This window comes from Amycolatopsis sp. NBC_00438, assembly GCF_036026695.1.
GTDB lineage: Bacteria > Actinomycetota > Actinomycetes > Mycobacteriales > Pseudonocardiaceae > Amycolatopsis.
Window position 1 is genome coordinate 3452320 of record NZ_CP107923.1, and the last position, 16864, is coordinate 3469183.

The following is a 16864-nucleotide window of genomic DNA, read 5'->3' on the forward strand; positions in this document are numbered from 1 at the left end:
GAGGGACTCAGCGTCCCTCAAGGGGCCATTCACGGCTTTCGGACTACGACGCCGCGCGGCGCTTGGTCCAGATGTCGTAGGCCACCGCGGCCAGCAGGACGACGCCCTTCACCAGCATCACCCGCTCGCTCGGGGCACCGATCAGGGACATGCCGTTGTTGATGACCGCCATGATCAGGCCGCCGGTGATCGCGCCGACCACCTTGCCGACGCCGCCCTGCACCGCCGCGCCGCCGATGAACGCCGCCGCGATCGCGTCCAGCTCGTAGTTGATGCCCGCCGTCGGGCCCGCCTGGTTGAGCCGGCCCGCGAAGATGATCCCCGCCAGGGCCGCCAGCACGCCCATGTTGACGAAGATCCAGAACGTCACCGACTTGACCTTGACGCCCGAGAGCGTCGCGGCCTGCAGGTTGCCGCCGACGGCGTAGATGTGCCGGCCGAACACCGACTTCCCGGCCACCAGCGAGTACCCGAGCACCAGCGCCGCCAGCAGGATCAGCACCCACGGCAGGTTCTTGAACCGGGCCAGCTGCACCACCAGCGCGAGCACGATCACCGCGACACCGGCGATCTTCAGCACGAAGATCGCGAACGGGTCGACGTCCTGGCCGTAACCCAGCCGCGCCGAGCGCTTGCGCCACTGGGTGAACACGATCCCGGCCACGGCGGCGACGCCGGCGAGCAGCGAGACCAGGTCGGCGCCGCCCAGCGGGCCGAGCGCGATGTTGCCCAGGTAGCCGTCGGTGAAGCCGTTCGACAGCGTGCGGATCGTGTCCGGGAACGGGCCGATGCCCTGGTTGCCCAGCACCGTCAGGGTCAGCGCGCGGAACACGAGCATCCCCGCCAGCGTCACGATGAACGCCGGGATCCCGAAGTAGGCGACCCAGTAGCCCTGCCAGGCGCCGATCACCGCGCCGACGACGAGCGTGATCAGCACCGCCCAGAACCACGGCAGGTGCCAGTTCACCATCAGCACGGCCGACACCGCGCCGGTCACCGCGACGACCGACCCGGCGGACAGGTCGATGTGCCCGGAGATGATCACCAGGATCATCCCGATCGCGAGGATCAGCACGTAGGAGTTCTGCACGATGATGTTGGAGATGTTCTGCGGTTCCAGCAGCGCGCCACCGGTGAGCACCTCGAACAGCACCACGATCAGCGCGAACGCGACGTAGATGCCGCTCTGGCGCGGGTTGATCGAGATCCGCCGGGCGGAGTGCTCGACCGGGGGCGCGTCGGGCCGCGCTTCGGTCGTGGTCATTCCCGTTCCTTCGTCATGTACTGCATGAGCAGTTCCTGGGTGGCTTCCGCACGGGTCGCCTGGCCGGTGATGCGCCCGGCCGAGAGCGCGTAGATCCGGTCGCAGAGCCCGAGCAGCTCCGGCAGCTCGGAGGAGATGACCAGCACGGCCTTCCCCTGCGCGGCCAGTTCGTTGATGATCGAGTAGATCTCGAACTTCGCGCCGACGTCGATGCCGCGGGTCGGCTCGTCGAGGATCAGCACGTCCGGGTCCGTGAAGATCCACTTGGCCAGCACGACCTTCTGCTGGTTGCCGCCGGAGAGCTTCCCGGTCACGCTCTGCACGGTCGGCGCCTTGATCCGCAGGTCCCGGCGGAACCCGTTGGCCGTGTCGTGCTCGGCGTGCTCGTTGACCCAGCCCCGCCTGGCGAGCTTGCCCAGCCCCGCCGCGGACACGTTGCGCTGGATGTCCTCGATGAGGTTGAGCCCGTAGCGCTTGCGGTCCTCGGTGGCGTAGGCGATGCCGTGCCGGACGGCGTCACGCACCGACCGGACGTCGATCTCCTCGCCGTGCTTGAACACCCGCCCCGTGATGTCCTTGCCGTAGGAGCGGCCGAACACGCTCATCGCGAGCTCGGTGCGGCCGGCGCCCATCAGCCCGGCCAGCCCGACGACCTCACCGCGGCGCAGGCTGAGGTTCGCGTGGTCGACGACCACCCGGCCCGCCTGCGTCGGGCTGTGCACCGTCCAGTCCTCGATCCGCAGCACCTCGTCCCCGATGTCCGGTTCCCGGGGCGGGAACCGGTGTTCGAGGTCGCGCCCGACCATCCCGGTGATGATGCGTTCCTCGGTCAGGCCGGCCGCGTCGAGGGTGTCGATCGTGCGGCCGTCGCGCAGGATCGTGACGGTGTCGGCGATCGCCGTCACCTCACCGAGCTTGTGCGAGATGATCACGCACGTGACGCCGTCGGACCGCAGCTCGCGCAGCAGGTCGAGCAGGTGCGCCGAGTCCTCGTCGTTGAGCGCCGCGGTCGGCTCGTCGAGGATGAGCAACCGGACCTCTTTGGACAGTGCCTTGGCGATCTCGACGAGCTGCTGCTTGCCGACACCGAGGTCCCGCACCGGCGTCACCGGGGCCTCCGCGAGGCCGACGCGCCGCAGGAGCGCGCCGGCCTCGTGGTTGGTGCGGTTCCAGTCGATCCAGCCCCGCTTGTCGCGTTCGTTGCCGAGGAAGATGTTCTCCGCTATCGAGAGCTGCCCGCACAGCGCGAGCTCCTGGTGGATGATCACGATTCCGCGCCGCTCACTGTCGCGCACCGAACCGAACTCGCACCGCTGCCCGTCGAAGTGGATCTCGCCGTCGTACGTCCCGTGCGGGTAGACGCCGGAAAGCACCTTCATCAAGGTGGACTTCCCGGCGCCGTTCTCCCCGCAGATCGCGTGGATCTCGCCGCTGTTCACGGAAAGGGTGACGTCCGACAGCGCCTTGACCCCGGGGAAGGTCTTGGTGATCCCGCGCATGCCGAGCAGTTCGGTCATTTCAGCTGACCTGCCGTGTAGTAGCCGGAGTCGACGAGCTCCTTCTGGTAGTTGGCCTTGTCCACGGTCACCGGCTGCAGCAGGAACGACGGGACGACCTTCTTGCCGTTGTCGTAGTCGGTGGTGTTGTTGACCTCGGGCTTGCCGCCCTTGAGCACGGCGTCGGCCATCTTCACCGTGGTGTCGGCGAGGATGCGGGTGTCCTTGAAGACCGTCGAGTACTGCTCGCCGGCGATGATCGACTTGACCGACGCGACCTCGGCGTCCTGCCCGGTGACCACCGGGTACGGCTGGCCGGCGGTGCCGTAGCCGTTGCTCTTCAGCGCCGAGAGGATGCCGATCGACAGGCCGTCATACGGCGAAAGCACGCCCGCGACCTTCGCGCCACCGGTGTAGGTCTTGGTGAGCAGGTCTTCCATCCGCCGCTGGGCGGTGGCCGGGTCCCAGCGCAGGATCGCCGCGCGGGCGAAGTCCGTCTGGGTGCTCTTGACGACCAGCTTGCCGCTGTCCATCAGGGGCTTGAGCACGGACATCGCGCCGTTGAAGAAGAACGTCGCGTTGTTGTCGTCGGGCGAACCGGCGAACAGCTCGACGTTGAACGGACCGGCGCCGGTGCCGAGGCCCTTGACCAGCGAGTTCGCCTGCTCGACGCCGACCTTGAAGTTGTCGAAGGTGGCGTAGTAGTCGACGTTCGGCGAGTTGCGGATCAGCCGGTCGTAGGCGATGACCGGGATCTTGCGGTCGGCCGCCTCCTGCAGCTGCGTGGTGATCGCGGTGCCGTCGATCGAGGCGATGACCAGTAGCTTCGCACCCTTGGTGATCTGGTTCTCGATCTGGTTGACCTGCGTCGGGATGTCGTTCTCGGCGTACTGCAGGTCGACCTTGTAGCCGAGCTTCTCCAGCGCGGACTTGATGTTGTCACCGTCGTGGATCCAGCGCTCCGACGACTTGGTCGGCATGGTGACGCCGACCAGGCTGCCCGCCGCGCCACCGGCGCCGGCGGCCGGCGCCTGGTCGGCGGTCTTCTGGCTCGAGCCGCACGCCGAGAGCGTGAGCACGAGCCCCGCGGCGGCGATCCCCGCCATTGTCCTGGTGAACTTCATTGTTCCTTTTCCTTTCTCAGAAGCCTCTTCAGAAGCCTTGTGCGAGCCGGTAATACGCTTGGTTCCAGCGAATGCGGTCGGCGAAGCCGTGCGGCGTGGTGTCCTTGTCGATCACCAGCAGCTCGACGCCGAGCAGGTTCGCGAAGTCGCGCAGCGTCTCGGTGCCCACGGCCTGGGTGAGCACCGTGTGGTGCGGGCCGCCCGCGGTGATCCACGACTCCGCGGACGTCGCCAGGGTCGGCGCGGGCTGCCACACCGCCCGCGCGACCGGCAGGTTCGGCAGCGGCTCGTCGGGCGGGACGACGTCGATCTCGTTGGCCACGAGCCGGAACCGGTCGCCGATGTCGACCAGGCCGAGGGTGACGCCGGGCCCGGGGGCGGCGTCGAACACCAGCCGCACCGGGTCCTCGCGGCCACCGATGCCCAGCGGGTGGATCTCGCACGACGGCGTCGCGGCGGCGATGCTCGGGCAGACCTCCAGCATGTGCGCGCCGAGGATCTTCGGCGTGCCCGGCCCGAAGTGGTAGGTGTAGTCCTCCATGAACGACGTCCCGCGCCCGGTGCCGGTGCCCATCGCCTTGACCGCGGCGAGCAGCGCGGACGTCTTCCAGTCGCCCTCGCCGCCGAAGCCGTAGCCGTCGGCCATCAGCCGCTGGACCGCCAGGCCGGGCAGCTGCCGGAGGCCGCCGAGGTCCTCGAAGTTCGTCGTGAAGGCGCCGAACCCGCCGTCGTCGAGGAACTTCCGCAGGCCGGCCTCGATCTTCGCCGCGTAGCGCAGCGACTCGTGCCGCGCTCCCCCGGCGGCCAGCTCACCGGCGACGGTGTAGTCCTCGGCGTACCGCTCCAGCAGGTCATCCACGGTGTCCTTTTCGGACACGGCGTCCACGATTTCGACCAGGTCGTTGACGCCGTAGGTGTTGACCGAGACGCCGAAGCGCAGCTCGGCCTCGACCTTGTCCCCCTCGGTGACCGCGACGTCGCGCATGTTGTCGCCGAACCGGGCCAGGCGCAGGTTCCGCAGGTGGCCGGCGCCGATCGCGGCGCGCGCCCACGCGTCGATCCGGGCGACGACGGCGGGATCGGTGACGTGCCCGGCCACGGTCTTGCGCGGGACGCCGAGGCGGGTCTGGATGAACCCGAACTCGCGGTCGCCGTGCGCGGCCTGGTTGAGGTTCATGAAGTCCATGTCGATCGTGGACCACGGCAGTGCTTCGTTGAGCTGGGTGTGCAGGTGCAGCAACGGCTTGCGCAGCGCGTCCAGCCCGGTGATCCACATCTTCGCCGGTGAGAAGGTGTGCATCCAGGCGATCACGCCGACACACGCGGCGTCGGCGTTGGCCTCCTGCAGCACCCGCCGGATCGAGGAGGCCTCGGTCAGCACCGGCTTGCCGACGATCTCGGCCGGCAGCCCGCCGGCGCCCGCCAGGAGCTGCTGGATGCGCAGGGACTGGCCGGCGACCTGCTCGAGGGTCTCCTCGCCGTAGAGCGCCTGGCTCCCGGTCAGGAACCAGAGCTGGGGTTTGGCCGCGGAAGTCATCGTTCTCCTCATCGAGATCAGTGCTGGCCGTAGACGTTCTGGTACCGGGCGTAGAGCCGGTCGACGTCCTCGGGCGGCAGGGGTTCGGGCGTGCCGAGCTCGAAGGCCTTGTGCACGGTGCGGGCGACGTCCTCGACCATCACGGCCGCCTTGACGGCGTCGCGGGCGGTGCGGCCGACGGTGAACGGGCCGTGGCTGCGCATCAGCACCGCTTTCGAGCGGCTGGCGCGCAGGGTCTCGACGATGCCGCGGCCGATCGAGTCGTCGCCGATCAGCGCGAACGGGCCGACCGGGACGTCGCCACCGAACTCGTCGGCGATCATCGTGAGCACGCACGGGATCGGCTCGCCGCGCGCGGCCCACGCGGTGGCGTAGGTCGAGTGCGTGTGGACGACGCCGCCGATCTCCGGCATGTGCCGGTAGACGTAGGCGTGCGCGGCGGTGTCGGACGACGGCGCGAACTCGCCGTGCACCAGTTCGCCGTGCAGGTCGGTGACGACCATGGTGTCCGCGGACAGGTCGTCGTAGGACACCCCGGACGGCTTGATGACCATCAGGTCCCGGCCGGGCACCCGCGCCGAGACGTTGCCCGCGGTCCAGATGACCAGCGCGTTGCGGGTCAACTCGCCGTGCAGGCTCGCCACGGTCTCCCGCAGTTCCGCGACGGTGTCGAGGACTTCACCGGTCAGGGACATCAGGACCGTCCTTTCGCGACGGCTCGGCGGCGGGCGGCGAGGCGGTGCATGACGTCGTTGGCACCACGGCCGAAGTAGTCGTGCAGGGTGGTGTACTCGGCGTAGAGCTCGTCGTAGGCCGTGACGTGCGCGGGCACCGGCCGGTAGACGGCGGAGCGGGCCGAGCCCATCGCCCCGGCGGCCGCGCGGATGTCCGGGTACGCCCCGGCCGCGACGGCGGCGTGGATCGCGGAGCCGAGCGCGGGTGCCTGCGCCGAGCCGACGACCGACAGGGGGAGGTCGGTGACGTCGGCGTAGATCTGCATCAGCAGGGCGTTTTTCGTCAGCCCGCCCGCGACGATCAGCTCGGTGATCGGGATGCCGGCTTCGGTGAACGTCTCGACGATCTTGCGGGTGCCGAACGCGGTGGCCTCCAGCAGCGCGCGGTAGACGTCCTCGGCGCGGGTGGCCAGGGTCTGCCCGACGACCACGCCGGAGAGGTCGTGGTCGACCAGCACCGAGCGGTTGCCGCTGTGCCAGTCCAGCGCGAGCAGGCCGTGTTCGCCGATCTCCTGCTGAGCGGCGAGTCGGGTGAGCTGGTCGTGGCTCTCGTGGGCGAAGTGCTCGGCGAACCAGCCGAAGATGTCGCCGACGCCGCTCTGGCCGGCTTCGTACCCCCACAGCCCGGGCACGATCCCGCCGTCGACGACCCCGCACATGCCGGGCACCTCGCGCAGTTCGGCGCCGTTCACGACGTGGCACGTCGAGGTGCCCATGATCGCGACGAGCTGCCCGGGGTCGACGGCTCGCGCGGCGGGTGCGGTGACGTGCGCGTCGACGTTCCCGACGGCGACCGCGATGCCCTCGGGCAGTCCGGTCCACGCGGCCGCTTCGGCGGTGAGGCCGCCCGCCCGGACGCCGAGCTGCCCGAGCGGGTGGTCCAGCTTGTCGGCCACGAAGGACTCGAACCCGGGCGCGAGTTCGCGGAGGAAGTCGCGCCCGGGGTACTGGCCGTCCTGCAGGATGCCCTTGTAGCCGGCCGTGCACGCGTTGCGGACGTACGTCCCGGTCAGCTGCCAGACGATCCAGTCGGCCGCCTCGACCCAGTGCCGCATCGCCGCGTAGACGTCCGGCGCCTCTTCGAACACTTCGAGGCCCTTGGCGAACTCCCACTCCGAGGAGATCAGCCCGCCGTAGCGCGGCAGCCACTTCTCGCCGCGCGCCCGGGCCAGCTCGTTGATCCGGTCGGCCTGCGGCTGGGCGGCGTGGTGGCGCCAGAGTTTGACGTAGGCGTGCGGGTTTTCCTCGAACCCGGGCAGCTCGCACAGCGGCGTTCCGTCCACTGTGGCCGGAACCATCGTGCAGGCGGTGAAGTCGGTGGCGACGCCGAGCACGTCGGCGGGGTCGGCGCCGGCCGCGGCCAAGGCGGCGGGGACGGCGGTGCGCAGCACGTCGACGTAGTCCGAGGGCACCTGCAGCGCCCACTCCGGTGGCAGCGCCCGCCCGGTCGCCGGGAGCTCGCGGTCGACGACGCCGTGGCGGTACTCCGACACCGCGCTGCCCAGCTCGGCGCCGTCCCGCACACGGACGACGACCGCGCGCCCGGAGAGCGTGCCGAAGTCGATGCCGACGACGAGGGGATCTGCTGACACTGCCGGTTCACTTCCTTCTGTTAGCGTTAACAACCACGGCTGAAGCCATCGCGTCCGGTGACGCCGGCGCTATCGCGGCCCGGTGCTCTCGCGCACGATCAGCTCGGGCGCGACCAGGGCGCGGTCGTGCCGGTCGCCACCGCTCATCCGGGCGGCCAGCAGGCCGAACGTGCGCCGCCCCAGCTCGATGAAGTCCTGCCGGACCGTGGTCAGCGGGGGCGTGAAGTACGCCGCTTCGGGGACGTCGTCGAAGCCCGCGACGCGGACGTCGCGCGGCACCGAGATCCCGGCCTCGGCGAACGCGCGCAGCAGGCCGAGGGCCATCTGGTCGTTGCCGGCGAACACCGCGTCCAGGTCTTTCTCCCCGGCGAGCACCCGGCCCGCGTCGTAGCCGGAGCGCGAACTCCAGTCGCCGCGGACGACCTCGGGGACCGGGGCGCCGTGCCGTTCGAGGGTTTCGCGCCAGCCGACCTCGCGGTCGCGGGACTCCAGCCAGTCCTCCGGCCCGGCGACGTGCCAGACCGTGCGGTGCCCCAGGGCGAGGAGGTGTTCGGTGGCGCGACGGGCGCCGTCGCGCTGGTCGACGGCGATCACCGGGACCGGCGCGTCGTCCCCGCCGCCCACGGCGACGAGCGGGATGTCGGCGGGCGCGGCGTCCAGCGCCCGCCCGGCCGTGACGTGCGGGGCGATGACGATGATGCCTTCGACCGCCTGGCCGCGCAGGTTCTCGACGGCGTCCGCGATCGACGACCGGCCGGGGCGGCTGACGCTGGAGATCGTGATGGCGAACCCGGCTTCGCGGGCGGCGTTCTCGATGCCGTAGAGCGTGCTGGCCGGACCGTACAGATTGGACTCGAGGGCGAGCACGCCGAGGGTGCCGGTGCGTCCGGTGACCAGCGCGCGGGCGGCGGAATTGGGGCGGTAGCCCAGTTCCTCGATCGCGGCGAGCACCCGGGCGCGGGTCGCGGGCCGCACCGGGCCGGTCCCGTTGATCACCCGGGACACGGTCATGTGCGACACCCCGGCCCGCCCCGCGACGTCGGTCAGGCTCGGTTGCCGCGCCGCGTTCAGGGGCCCGCCGGGGCGGGATCGTTCGGCCACCGACTGCCCCTTTCGTCCACATCGGCGTGGTGCCCATCACTCGTTCAGGTGACGGCGAGGAGTCAGTGTTAGCGATAACACTCGTCCGGTCAAGTCCGGCCCACGTAACGGTCTCGTCACGCGGGCCGGGCGTCCACCGGGGATTTCGACGCGTTCGACCAGCGGTTTCGGTGAACGACTCACCGACGGTCAACCCGCGACGCCGGTGTTCAGAGCCGCGACGCCGGTGTTCAAAGCGGCGACCGACGTGTTCAGACCGGTAACCCGCGTGACTCGGGCCCGGCCATGCGAGCCACGGCTCTGGTCACCCGAATCCCGGGCCCCGACCGCGCGGATCGCGGGGGCGGGCCATGCGAGTCACGGCTACAGCGTCAGGGTGGCGGCGACCGGGAGGTGGTCGGAGCCGGTCGCGGGGAGCGTCCAGGACGCCACCGGCCGGACGCCGGTCACGAAGATCTGGTCGATCCGGGCCAGCGGCAGCGAGGCCGGCCAGCTGAAGCCGAAGCCGTCGCCGACCTCGGCCTGGGCCGACTGCATCCGGCTCGTGACCGGGGTGAGCGCGCGGTCGTCGGTGGTCCCGTTGAAGTCGCCGACGAGCACCTTGCGGGGCGCGGTTTCGGCCACCAGAGCGTCGGAGAGCAGGCCGAGCGCCGCGTCCCGGCTGTTCGCCGTGAAGCCCGAGTCGACCCGGACCCGCACCGACGGCAGGTGCGCCACGTACACCGCGACCGGCCCTTGTGGACTGTCCACTGTGGTCCGCAGGGCTCGCGTCCACGGCATGATCGCCACCGGCTCGGTGTCGTGGATCGGGTAGGTGCTCCAGATCCCGACGGTCCCCTGCACCGAGTGGTGCGGGTACGCGGCGGCGAGCGCGTCCTCGTACTTCGGCACCTCGGACCGCTTCAGCTCCTCCAAGGCGATCACCTGTGCGCCCGACGCGGCCAGCGAACGCGCGGTGCCCGCCGGGTCCGGGTTCTCGTCGTTCACGTTGTGCGAGACGATCGTGAAGTCACCGCCACTCCCTCGCTTGTCGAACAACCGCCCGCCGAACGACACCCCCCAGACGAGCGCGGGCAGCAGCAACGCCACCAACGCGAGCGCCGAACGCCGGATCAGGGCCGCCACGAGCAGCGGGACCACGAGCAACCCGGTCCACGGCAGGACCGTCTCCAGCAGCGAGCCGGCGTTGCCCGCCCAGTTCGGCACCAGCGGGTGCGCGAGCAGCAGCACCGCCGTCAGCGCGGCGAGCACCGCGATCACCCGGCCGCATCGCCAGGGCCCGGGACGACGCCCCGGCGCGGGCGGCACGGTGATCGGCTCGGTCACCGCGGTCATCGGGTCGCCGCCGGGAGTTCCCGCTGGATCGCGGCGATGAGCGTCTCGCTGGTGGCCAGCGCGGCCTGCAGCCCGGCCGACGGGGTTCCGCCGGGGCTCTGGTGCAGCACGACCCCGAGGATCAGCGCGCCGCTCGAGGACCGGGCCGCCCACATCAGGGCCCCGCCGGCCGCGGTCGACGAGCCCGTCTTCAGCCCGATCACGCCGGAGCGGCCGAGCAGGGTGTTCGTGTTGAGGACCGTGCCGGGCACGCCGTCGACCTTGAGACTCGGGGTCGCGACGATCGCCCGGACGGTGTCGTCCTTCATCACCTCGCGGGCGAGCCGCAGCTGGTCCTCGGCGGTGCTCGTCGTCGAATCCTCGACGCCGCTGGCCCCGGTGTAGGTGGTGCCGGTCATGCCGAGCGCCTTCGCCTCGCGGTTCATCTTCGCGACGAACGCGTCCTGGCTGCCGGCGTCCCACCGGGCCAGCAGGCGGGCGACGTTGTTGCCGGACGGGATGAGCATCAGGGCCAGCAGGTCGCGTTCGCTGACGGTGCGGCCCGCGCGCACCGGCGCGGTCGACTCTTCGGCGGACGTCGACTCGGCTTCGGCCTGCTCGTCGACGGTGATCCGCGGCCCGGCGTCACCCGGGGCGAGCGGGTGGTCCTTGAGCACCACGTAGGCAGTCATCACCTTCGTGACGCTGGCGATCGGCACCGGCGTCCGCTCTCCGCGGCTGCCGAGGGTGCCCAGGCCCTGGACTTCGGCGCTCGCCTGGCCCTGCGCGGGCCACGGCAACGGCAGCTCGACGGCCGGCCGGGCGGGACTCGCCCGCCCCGCCACCGACGGCGGGAAGACCACCCAGCAGGTCGCGGCGAGCGCCACCGCCCCCGCGGCGGCGAAGCCACCCGCTACGGGCGGGATGCGAAAGCGGGCCATGGATCTCCTCCGGGTGCCGGGGTGCGCTGGTCGAGCGCACACCGATCACTCTGTCCGGAGAAGATCGCCGTCCCGTCGGGGTTGTTCGACAGGTCTGAACCAGAAGTGTCTTGGTTCTGTACCAAAGTTGGCGCGGGAGGCCCTCCGCCGCGCGCACGGCGGAGGGCCCGCCCCGCACCGCGCGCTCAGCTCACGTGGACGTAGTCCACGACGAGCTGCTGCGGGAACTGGGTGCTGCCGTCGGGGTCGCCGGGCCAGTAGCCGCCGACCGCCAGGTTGAGGATGAGGAAGAACTCGTGGTTGAACGCCCACTGGTTGCCGCCGACGTCGGCGGGCGTGCGGGTCTGGTAGGCGTTCCCGTCGACGGACCAGACGATCTTGTCCGTGGACCAGTCGATCGCGTAGGTGTGGAAGTCGTCGGAGAAGTTCGGCCCGCTGTAGGGGGCGCCGCTCCCGGCCGAGCCGGAGTAGCCGGGGCCGTGGATCGTGCCGTGCACCGTGTTCGGCTCGAACCCGACGTTCTCCATGATGTCGATCTCGCCGCAGTTGGGCCAGCCGGCGCTGCCGATGTCGGTGCCGAGCATCCAGAACGCGGGCCACATGCCCTGCCCGCGCGGCAGCTTCATCCGGGCTTCGATGTGCCCGGAGGACGCGGCGAACTTGCCGGAGCTGTTGAGCCGCGCCGAGGTGTACTCGCAGGGGCCGTACCAGCAGTTGTTCCCGCTGCTTTCCTTCTTCGCGGTGATCACGAGGTGGCCTTGGCCGTCGAGCGCCGCGTTGGCGGTGCCGTCGGTGTACCACTGCCGTTCGTGGTTGTTGACGTTGTCCCCGGTCTCGTGGCCCCACTTCGAGCCGTCGACGCCGGCGCCGGCCGGGCCGTCGAAGTCGTCGCTGAAGCTCGCGAGCAGGTTGGCGGGAACGGCCGAAGCGGCCTGGCTCTGCGGTGCGGCCAGCAGTGCGCCGGCCACGAGCAGCGCCGCGGGCGCCACCAGCAGGCGGGCGGTCCGCCGCCATCGGGCGGAGTTCTCGGTCGACATCGTTGTCGCCCCTCTCGTTCCGCGGGCGACGGCTGGCGGCTCACCGGCACCCTATTTGTTGTGGATGGCAACAAAGTATCCACGGGTACCTGGCGAAGAACAAGGCTAACCGGTCGGACATTTTCCGACGAGTACCCGATGGTCCGGACCATCGGGTACTTTCGGGCAATCGCGGCGGCTCAGCGCAGGATGCAGTCCAGCCCGAGGCCGACGCCGGTGGCCACGTACTCGCAGACGTGCGACGCGTGGGCGGCGTCGGTCTCCGTGCAGCCCAGCGGGACGCCGAGCAGGTCGACCGAGCAATAGGCGTAGAACTGGTTCGAGCTGCCCGGAACGGGGTCGGCCGAAGCCGGGGCGGCCAGGCCGACGGCCGCGGAAACGGTGAGCGCGGCCGCGGCCGCGACGGCGGCGATTCGGGTCCTCATGGTGCTCTCCTCCCGGAATTCCCCTGTGTGCCAGAGGTTTGTGCTGGAGGAGATTCCCCGTGGCGGGCCGGTTCACCTCCGGGTCACCGGAAAGTGTCACAAAACGGGACGGCCAACCGAACAGAACATGAACATTCTATGCGTGATTACGTCCGAACGTAGGTATTTCCGAACAGGTTCGATCACTTAGGCTGACCACGCCCCTGCCGAGGTCCCCCTGGAGGCTCCTGTGATGGCCGACCCGCGTCGTTCCGGACTCACCCGCCGCAGTTTCCTCGGCGGTGTCGCCGCCGCCGGCGCGCTCGGGGCCCTGCCACCCGGGATGGCCGAAGCGCTCGCCGAACCGCGGGTGCGCGGCAGCCTGTCCGATGTCGAGCACGTCGTGGTCCTGATGCAGGAGAACCGCTCGTTCGACCACTACTACGGCACCATGAAGGGCGTCCGCGGCTTCGGCGACCGGTCCGCGATCGTGCAGCCGAACGGCCAGGACGTCTTCCACCAGCCGGACTCCGGCCGCACCGACGGCAAGTACCTGCTGCCGTTCCGGGTGGACACGTCCAAGGTGGACGGTCAGGACCTCGGCGACCTCGGCCACGGCTGGGACGACCAGCACCGGGCCATCGCGAGCGGCGCGAACAACGCGTGGGTGCCCGCCAAGGGCGAGATGACCATGGGCTACTTCGACCAGGGTGACATCCCGTTCCACCGCGCGCTGGCCGACGCGTTCACCCTGTGCGACCACTACCACTGCTCGGTGCAGGGCCCGACCACGCCCAACCGGCTCTACCTGTTCACCGGCACCATCGACGCCGACGGCCACGGCGGCGGCCCGGCGAACTACAACCCGGCCGACTACAAGCCCGTGTTCAGCTGGACCACCTACCCGGAACGCCTGCAGCAGCAGGGCGTTTCGTGGAAGGTGTACGCGAACAAGGAGGTCGGCGACGCGGGTGGCTCGTTCGTCGGCGACTACGGCGACAACCCGCTCTGGCTGTTCAAGGCCTACCACCAGGACTACGCGAGCGAACTGTCCAAACGGGGCAGTGTGTTCAAGACCTGGGGTCCGGATTCGGGCCAGGGCAAGGACGTCGACCACGTCCTGTCGGAGTTCACGGCCGACTGCGCGAGCGGCTCCCTCCCCCGCGTCTCCTGGATCGTGGCGCCGTACGGCTACTGCGAGCACCCCGAAGCGCGTCCGGTCGACGGCGCCGCGTACACCCAGACCGTGCTGAACGCCTTGTGGGCCAACCCGAAGCTCTGGGAGTCCACAGTGGTCCTCATCAACTACGACGAGAACGACGGCTTCTTCGACCACGTCGCGCCGCCGATCGCGCCGCCGGGCACCGCGGGCGAGTACATCGGCGGCAAGCCGATCGGGCTCGGCGCGCGGGTGCCGATGACGGTGATCTCGCCGTGGAGCCGCGGTGGCTGGGTCAGCTCGGAGGTCGCCGACCACACGTCGGTGATCCGGTTCCTCGAACGCTGGACCGGTGTCGCCGAGCCGAACATCAGCGCGTGGCGCCGCGCGCTGTGCGGCGACTTGACGAGCTGCTTCGACTTCGGCGCGGCCGACGTCCGGATCCCGCTCCTGCCGGACACCGCGGCCCTGCGCAAGCAGGCCGACGACACCCAGCGCAAGCTGCCGAAACCCGCGCCGCCGGCGACCGGGAAGCAACAGGTGCCGGTGCAGGAAGCGGGCACGCGACCGGCCCGCGCGCTGCCCTACCAGCCGCTCGTGACGACGTCGCTGAGCGCCGACCACCAGATCCTGACCACGACGTTCGCCAACCAGGGCACGGCGGCCGTCCAGCTCACCGCGTACCGCAACGACGGGCAGACCGACGGCCCGTGGGGCTACGACGTCGCCGCCGGCAAGCAGGTCGGCGACACCTGGCGGATCCAGGCCTACGGCGGCGGCAAGTACGGCGTCGCGGTCCACGGCCCGAACCGGTTCCGCTGGGTCTTCGCCGGGGACGCGAACAGCGCGGGCGCCGGGGTCGACGTCACCGCCGGCTACACCGCCGAGCACAAGCTGCGGCTGACCCTGCGCAACGGCGGCACGACGGCCGTCAAGGTCACGGTGACCGCGAACCACTACCGCACCGACGGGCCGTGGACGTACGCGCTGGCCGCGGGCCAGACGGTGACCGACGACTGGAACGCCGTCAGCTACGGGTCCGGCTGGTACGACCTGTCGGCCACGCTCGACGCCGACCCGAAGTTCCTGCGGCGGTTCAGCGGGCACATCGAGACGGGCTCACCGAGCATCACGGGGTAGTCGTTCACATCCGTGATGGGCGTTCAGTTTGTTGACGCATGTCACATCCGTGACCTATAAAAGGGACAGTCCGGGTGTACGCCGCAACACCTCCGCTGTAACCCCTCTCCCGGAGGTCACGGGTGTCCCGACGAAGTCCGCTCCGCCGTGCCGCTTTCCTCGGCGCCGCAACCGTTGCCGCCACCGTCGCCGCCGTCGCGCTCACCGGCGGCGGCCCGGCGCAGGCCGCGGCGGCGAACCTGTCCGCCTCGTTCGCGCAGACCTCGGTCTGGACCGGCGGCTACGGCGGCGAGTACACGATCGCCAACCGCGGTGACGCCGCGTCGACCGGCTGGACCGTCGAGTTCGACCTGCCCGCCGGGTCGTCGGTGAGCAGCTCGTGGAGCTCGGTGAAGACCCAGAGCGGGCAGCACTACAGGTTCACCAATGCCGGGTTCAACGGCGCGGTCAAACCCGGCGCCACCGCGAGCTTCGGCTTCAACGTCGCCGGCGCCGGTGTCCCCGCCGCGTGCACGATCAACGGCGCGTCGTGCGCCGGCGGCGGCCCGGTCACGACCACGCCGACCACCCCGACGACCACCACCACGCCACCGCCGACCACGACGACCACTCCCCCGCCGAGCGGTGAGACCGTGAACGTGTCGACGGCCGCCCAGCTGCAGGCCGCACTGGCGAACGCCGCGCCGGGCCAGGCGATCAAGCTCGCGGCCGGCACGTACCGCGGCTCGTTCGTCACGACGAAGGCGGGCACGGCGGCGAAGCCGATCACGCTGTCCGGCCCGGCCGGCGCGATCCTGATCAACGACGGCCCGAGCGGGGACGCGCCGGACTGCCCGGTGCCGACCGCGGGCTGGGACTCCGGGTACGGCCTGTGGCTCTCCGGCTCGCCGTACTGGAACCTGACCGGCTTCACCGTGCAGGAATCCAAGAAGGGCATCGTCGTCGACAACTCGCCGCACACGACGATCGACGGCGTGAACGTCAACCACGTCGACGAGGAGGCGGTGCACTTCCGGCGTTCGTCGGCCGACAGCGTGCTGAAGAACTCGACCATCACCTACACGGGCCTGGTGCAGCCGGGGTACGGCGAGGGCGTCTACCTCGGCTCGGCCAACTCGAACTGGGCCTGCCACGGCAACGCCGGCGGCGTCGACCGCGGCGACCGGATCCAGGTGCTGGACAACCACATCGGCCCGTTCATCGCGGCCGAGCCGATCGACGTCAAGGAAGGCACGACGGGCGGGGTGATCCGCGGCAACACCTTCGACGGCCGCGGCATCTCCGGCGAGAACTCGGCGGACTCCTGGATCGACGTCAAGGGCATCGGCTACACGATCGAGGACAACACGGGCACGTTCGCCCCGCCGGGGGTGTTCGCGAACGGCTACGAGAACCACAACACCAGCACGTCCCCGTCGTTCGACAACGGCTGCGGCAACGTCTGGCGCAACAACAAGTCCGACCTCGGCGGGGCCGGGGCCTACGCGATCAAGATCAGCTCGGTGTCCAAGTGCGCGGCCGACCCGAACGTGGTGTACGCGTCGAACACGGTCACGAACGCGACGTCCGGGCTGACGAACATCACCGTCACCCCGTAGCGGCCTCGTGGGTGTTCAGGCGGGTTCCGACCCGGCTGGACACCCACGACCGGCTGCCTGGTCAGAGGTGCATCGCCAGCCAGAGCGCCACCCAGGCGGCGGCCGCGAAGGCCGCGCCCATCACCGCTCCGAAGAGCACCCGCCGTACGGCCACCGGTGTCCTGGTCTGCTCCATGCTGATGATCATGAACCACGCGGCCGGATCCCGACAGGCGGCGCGCTCGACCGGGCGACCCCCGCGCGGGGTACCCCGGCGACGCACGTCACTCCGCGGCGCGGAACACCCGCAGGCCCACAGCGTTGTAACGGGTGTCGGTACGGCGGTGCCCCCGGGCCTCACCCCTTGCCTTCACGGAATACCGGTCACGCTGGAGCCGTGTTGTGCCTTCCGCCGCGAGGCGGCCCACCGTACCGGCCTCACAC

General features: G+C 70.5%; 12 protein-coding genes and 1 pseudogene. 2 read left to right on the forward strand and 11 right to left on the reverse strand.

Annotated elements, in window-relative coordinates; translation table 11 throughout:
- Positions 1-43 precede the first annotated feature (43 nt).
- From mmsB to OG494_RS15155, 11 genes and pseudogenes are all read right to left on the reverse strand, one after another.
- The gene (mmsB, locus tag OG494_RS15105) at positions 44-1264 is read right to left on the reverse strand and encodes a multiple monosaccharide ABC transporter permease (protein WP_328456095.1); all 1221 of its coding nucleotides are present in this window, start codon (positions 1262-1264) and stop codon (positions 44-46) included.
- Positions 1261-2781, reverse strand: a complete 1521-nt coding sequence (gene mmsA, locus OG494_RS15110; RefSeq protein WP_328456097.1) for a multiple monosaccharide ABC transporter ATP-binding protein — start codon at positions 2779-2781, stop codon at positions 1261-1263. Before mmsA ends, mmsB begins: the two co-directional genes overlap by 4 nt.
- Positions 2778-3884: a multiple monosaccharide ABC transporter substrate-binding protein gene (gene chvE, locus OG494_RS15115; protein WP_328456100.1), complete on the reverse strand. Its 1107-nt coding sequence runs from the start codon at positions 3882-3884 to the stop codon at positions 2778-2780. The genes mmsA and chvE overlap by 4 nt, the downstream gene beginning before the upstream one ends.
- A gap of 28 nt (positions 3885-3912) precedes the next feature.
- Complete coding sequence (araA, locus tag OG494_RS15120; RefSeq protein ID WP_328456102.1) at positions 3913-5421, reverse strand: L-arabinose isomerase; 1509 nt, start codon at positions 5419-5421, stop codon at positions 3913-3915.
- 17 nt (positions 5422-5438) lie between these two features.
- The gene (locus tag OG494_RS15125) at positions 5439-6116 is read right to left on the reverse strand and encodes an L-ribulose-5-phosphate 4-epimerase (protein ID WP_328456104.1); all 678 of its coding nucleotides are present in this window, start codon (positions 6114-6116) and stop codon (positions 5439-5441) included.
- On the reverse strand, positions 6116-7747 hold the full coding sequence (araB, locus tag OG494_RS15130; protein ID WP_328456106.1) for a ribulokinase: 1632 nt from the start codon (positions 7745-7747) through the stop codon (positions 6116-6118). The genes OG494_RS15125 and araB overlap by 1 nt, the downstream gene beginning before the upstream one ends.
- Before the next feature lie 69 nt (positions 7748-7816).
- Positions 7817-8848, reverse strand: a complete 1032-nt coding sequence (locus tag OG494_RS15135; RefSeq protein ID WP_328456108.1) for a LacI family DNA-binding transcriptional regulator — start codon at positions 8846-8848, stop codon at positions 7817-7819.
- Between the two features lie 363 nt (positions 8849-9211).
- Positions 9212-10183, reverse strand: coding sequence for an endonuclease/exonuclease/phosphatase family protein (locus OG494_RS15140; RefSeq protein WP_328456110.1), 972 nt, complete (start codon positions 10181-10183; stop codon positions 9212-9214).
- Complete coding sequence (locus OG494_RS15145) at positions 10180-11103, reverse strand: D-alanyl-D-alanine carboxypeptidase family protein (protein ID WP_328456112.1); 924 nt, start codon at positions 11101-11103, stop codon at positions 10180-10182. Before OG494_RS15145 ends, OG494_RS15140 begins: the two co-directional genes overlap by 4 nt.
- Before the next feature lie 188 nt (positions 11104-11291).
- Positions 11292-12140: pseudogene (locus OG494_RS15150) on the reverse strand (glycoside hydrolase family 16 protein); the annotation flags it as partial.
- A gap of 179 nt (positions 12141-12319) precedes the next feature.
- Entirely contained in the window at positions 12320-12565 is a 246-nt protein-coding gene (locus tag OG494_RS15155) for a hypothetical protein (protein WP_328456114.1), read from the reverse strand.
- Between the two features lie 232 nt (positions 12566-12797).
- Between OG494_RS15155 and OG494_RS15160 the strand changes: the two genes are divergently transcribed.
- Positions 12798-14843 carry a phosphocholine-specific phospholipase C gene (locus OG494_RS15160; protein WP_328456116.1) on the forward strand — a complete coding sequence of 682 codons (2046 nt, stop codon included), beginning with the start codon at positions 12798-12800 and terminating at the stop codon, positions 14841-14843.
- 122 nt (positions 14844-14965) lie between these two features.
- Complete coding sequence (locus tag OG494_RS15165; RefSeq protein ID WP_328456118.1) at positions 14966-16441, forward strand: cellulose binding domain-containing protein; 1476 nt, start codon at positions 14966-14968, stop codon at positions 16439-16441.
- The last annotated feature ends 423 nt before the right edge of the window (positions 16442-16864 follow it).

Excerpts from the sequence above, each read along its gene's own strand:
- mmsB (WP_328456095.1), bottom strand. The coding sequence starts at position 1,264 with ATGACCACGACCGAAGCGCGGCCCGACGCGCCCCCGGTCGAGCACTCC.
- mmsA (WP_328456097.1), bottom strand. The coding sequence starts at position 2,781 with ATGACCGAACTGCTCGGCATGCGCGGGATCACCAAGACCTTCCCCGGG.
- chvE (WP_328456100.1), bottom strand. The coding sequence starts at position 3,884 with ATGAAGTTCACCAGGACAATGGCGGGGATCGCCGCCGCGGGGCTCGTG.
- araA (WP_328456102.1), bottom strand. The coding sequence starts at position 5,421 with ATGACTTCCGCGGCCAAACCCCAGCTCTGGTTCCTGACCGGGAGCCAG.
- OG494_RS15125 (WP_328456104.1), bottom strand. The coding sequence starts at position 6,116 with ATGTCCCTGACCGGTGAAGTCCTCGACACCGTCGCGGAACTGCGGGAG.
- OG494_RS15140 (WP_328456110.1), bottom strand. The coding sequence starts at position 10,183 with ATGACCGCGGTGACCGAGCCGATCACCGTGCCGCCCGCGCCGGGGCGT.
- OG494_RS15145 (WP_328456112.1), bottom strand. The coding sequence starts at position 11,103 with ATGGCCCGCTTTCGCATCCCGCCCGTAGCGGGTGGCTTCGCCGCCGCG.
- OG494_RS15155 (WP_328456114.1), bottom strand. The coding sequence starts at position 12,565 with ATGAGGACCCGAATCGCCGCCGTCGCGGCCGCGGCCGCGCTCACCGTT.
- OG494_RS15160 (WP_328456116.1), top strand. The coding sequence starts at position 12,798 with ATGGCCGACCCGCGTCGTTCCGGACTCACCCGCCGCAGTTTCCTCGGC.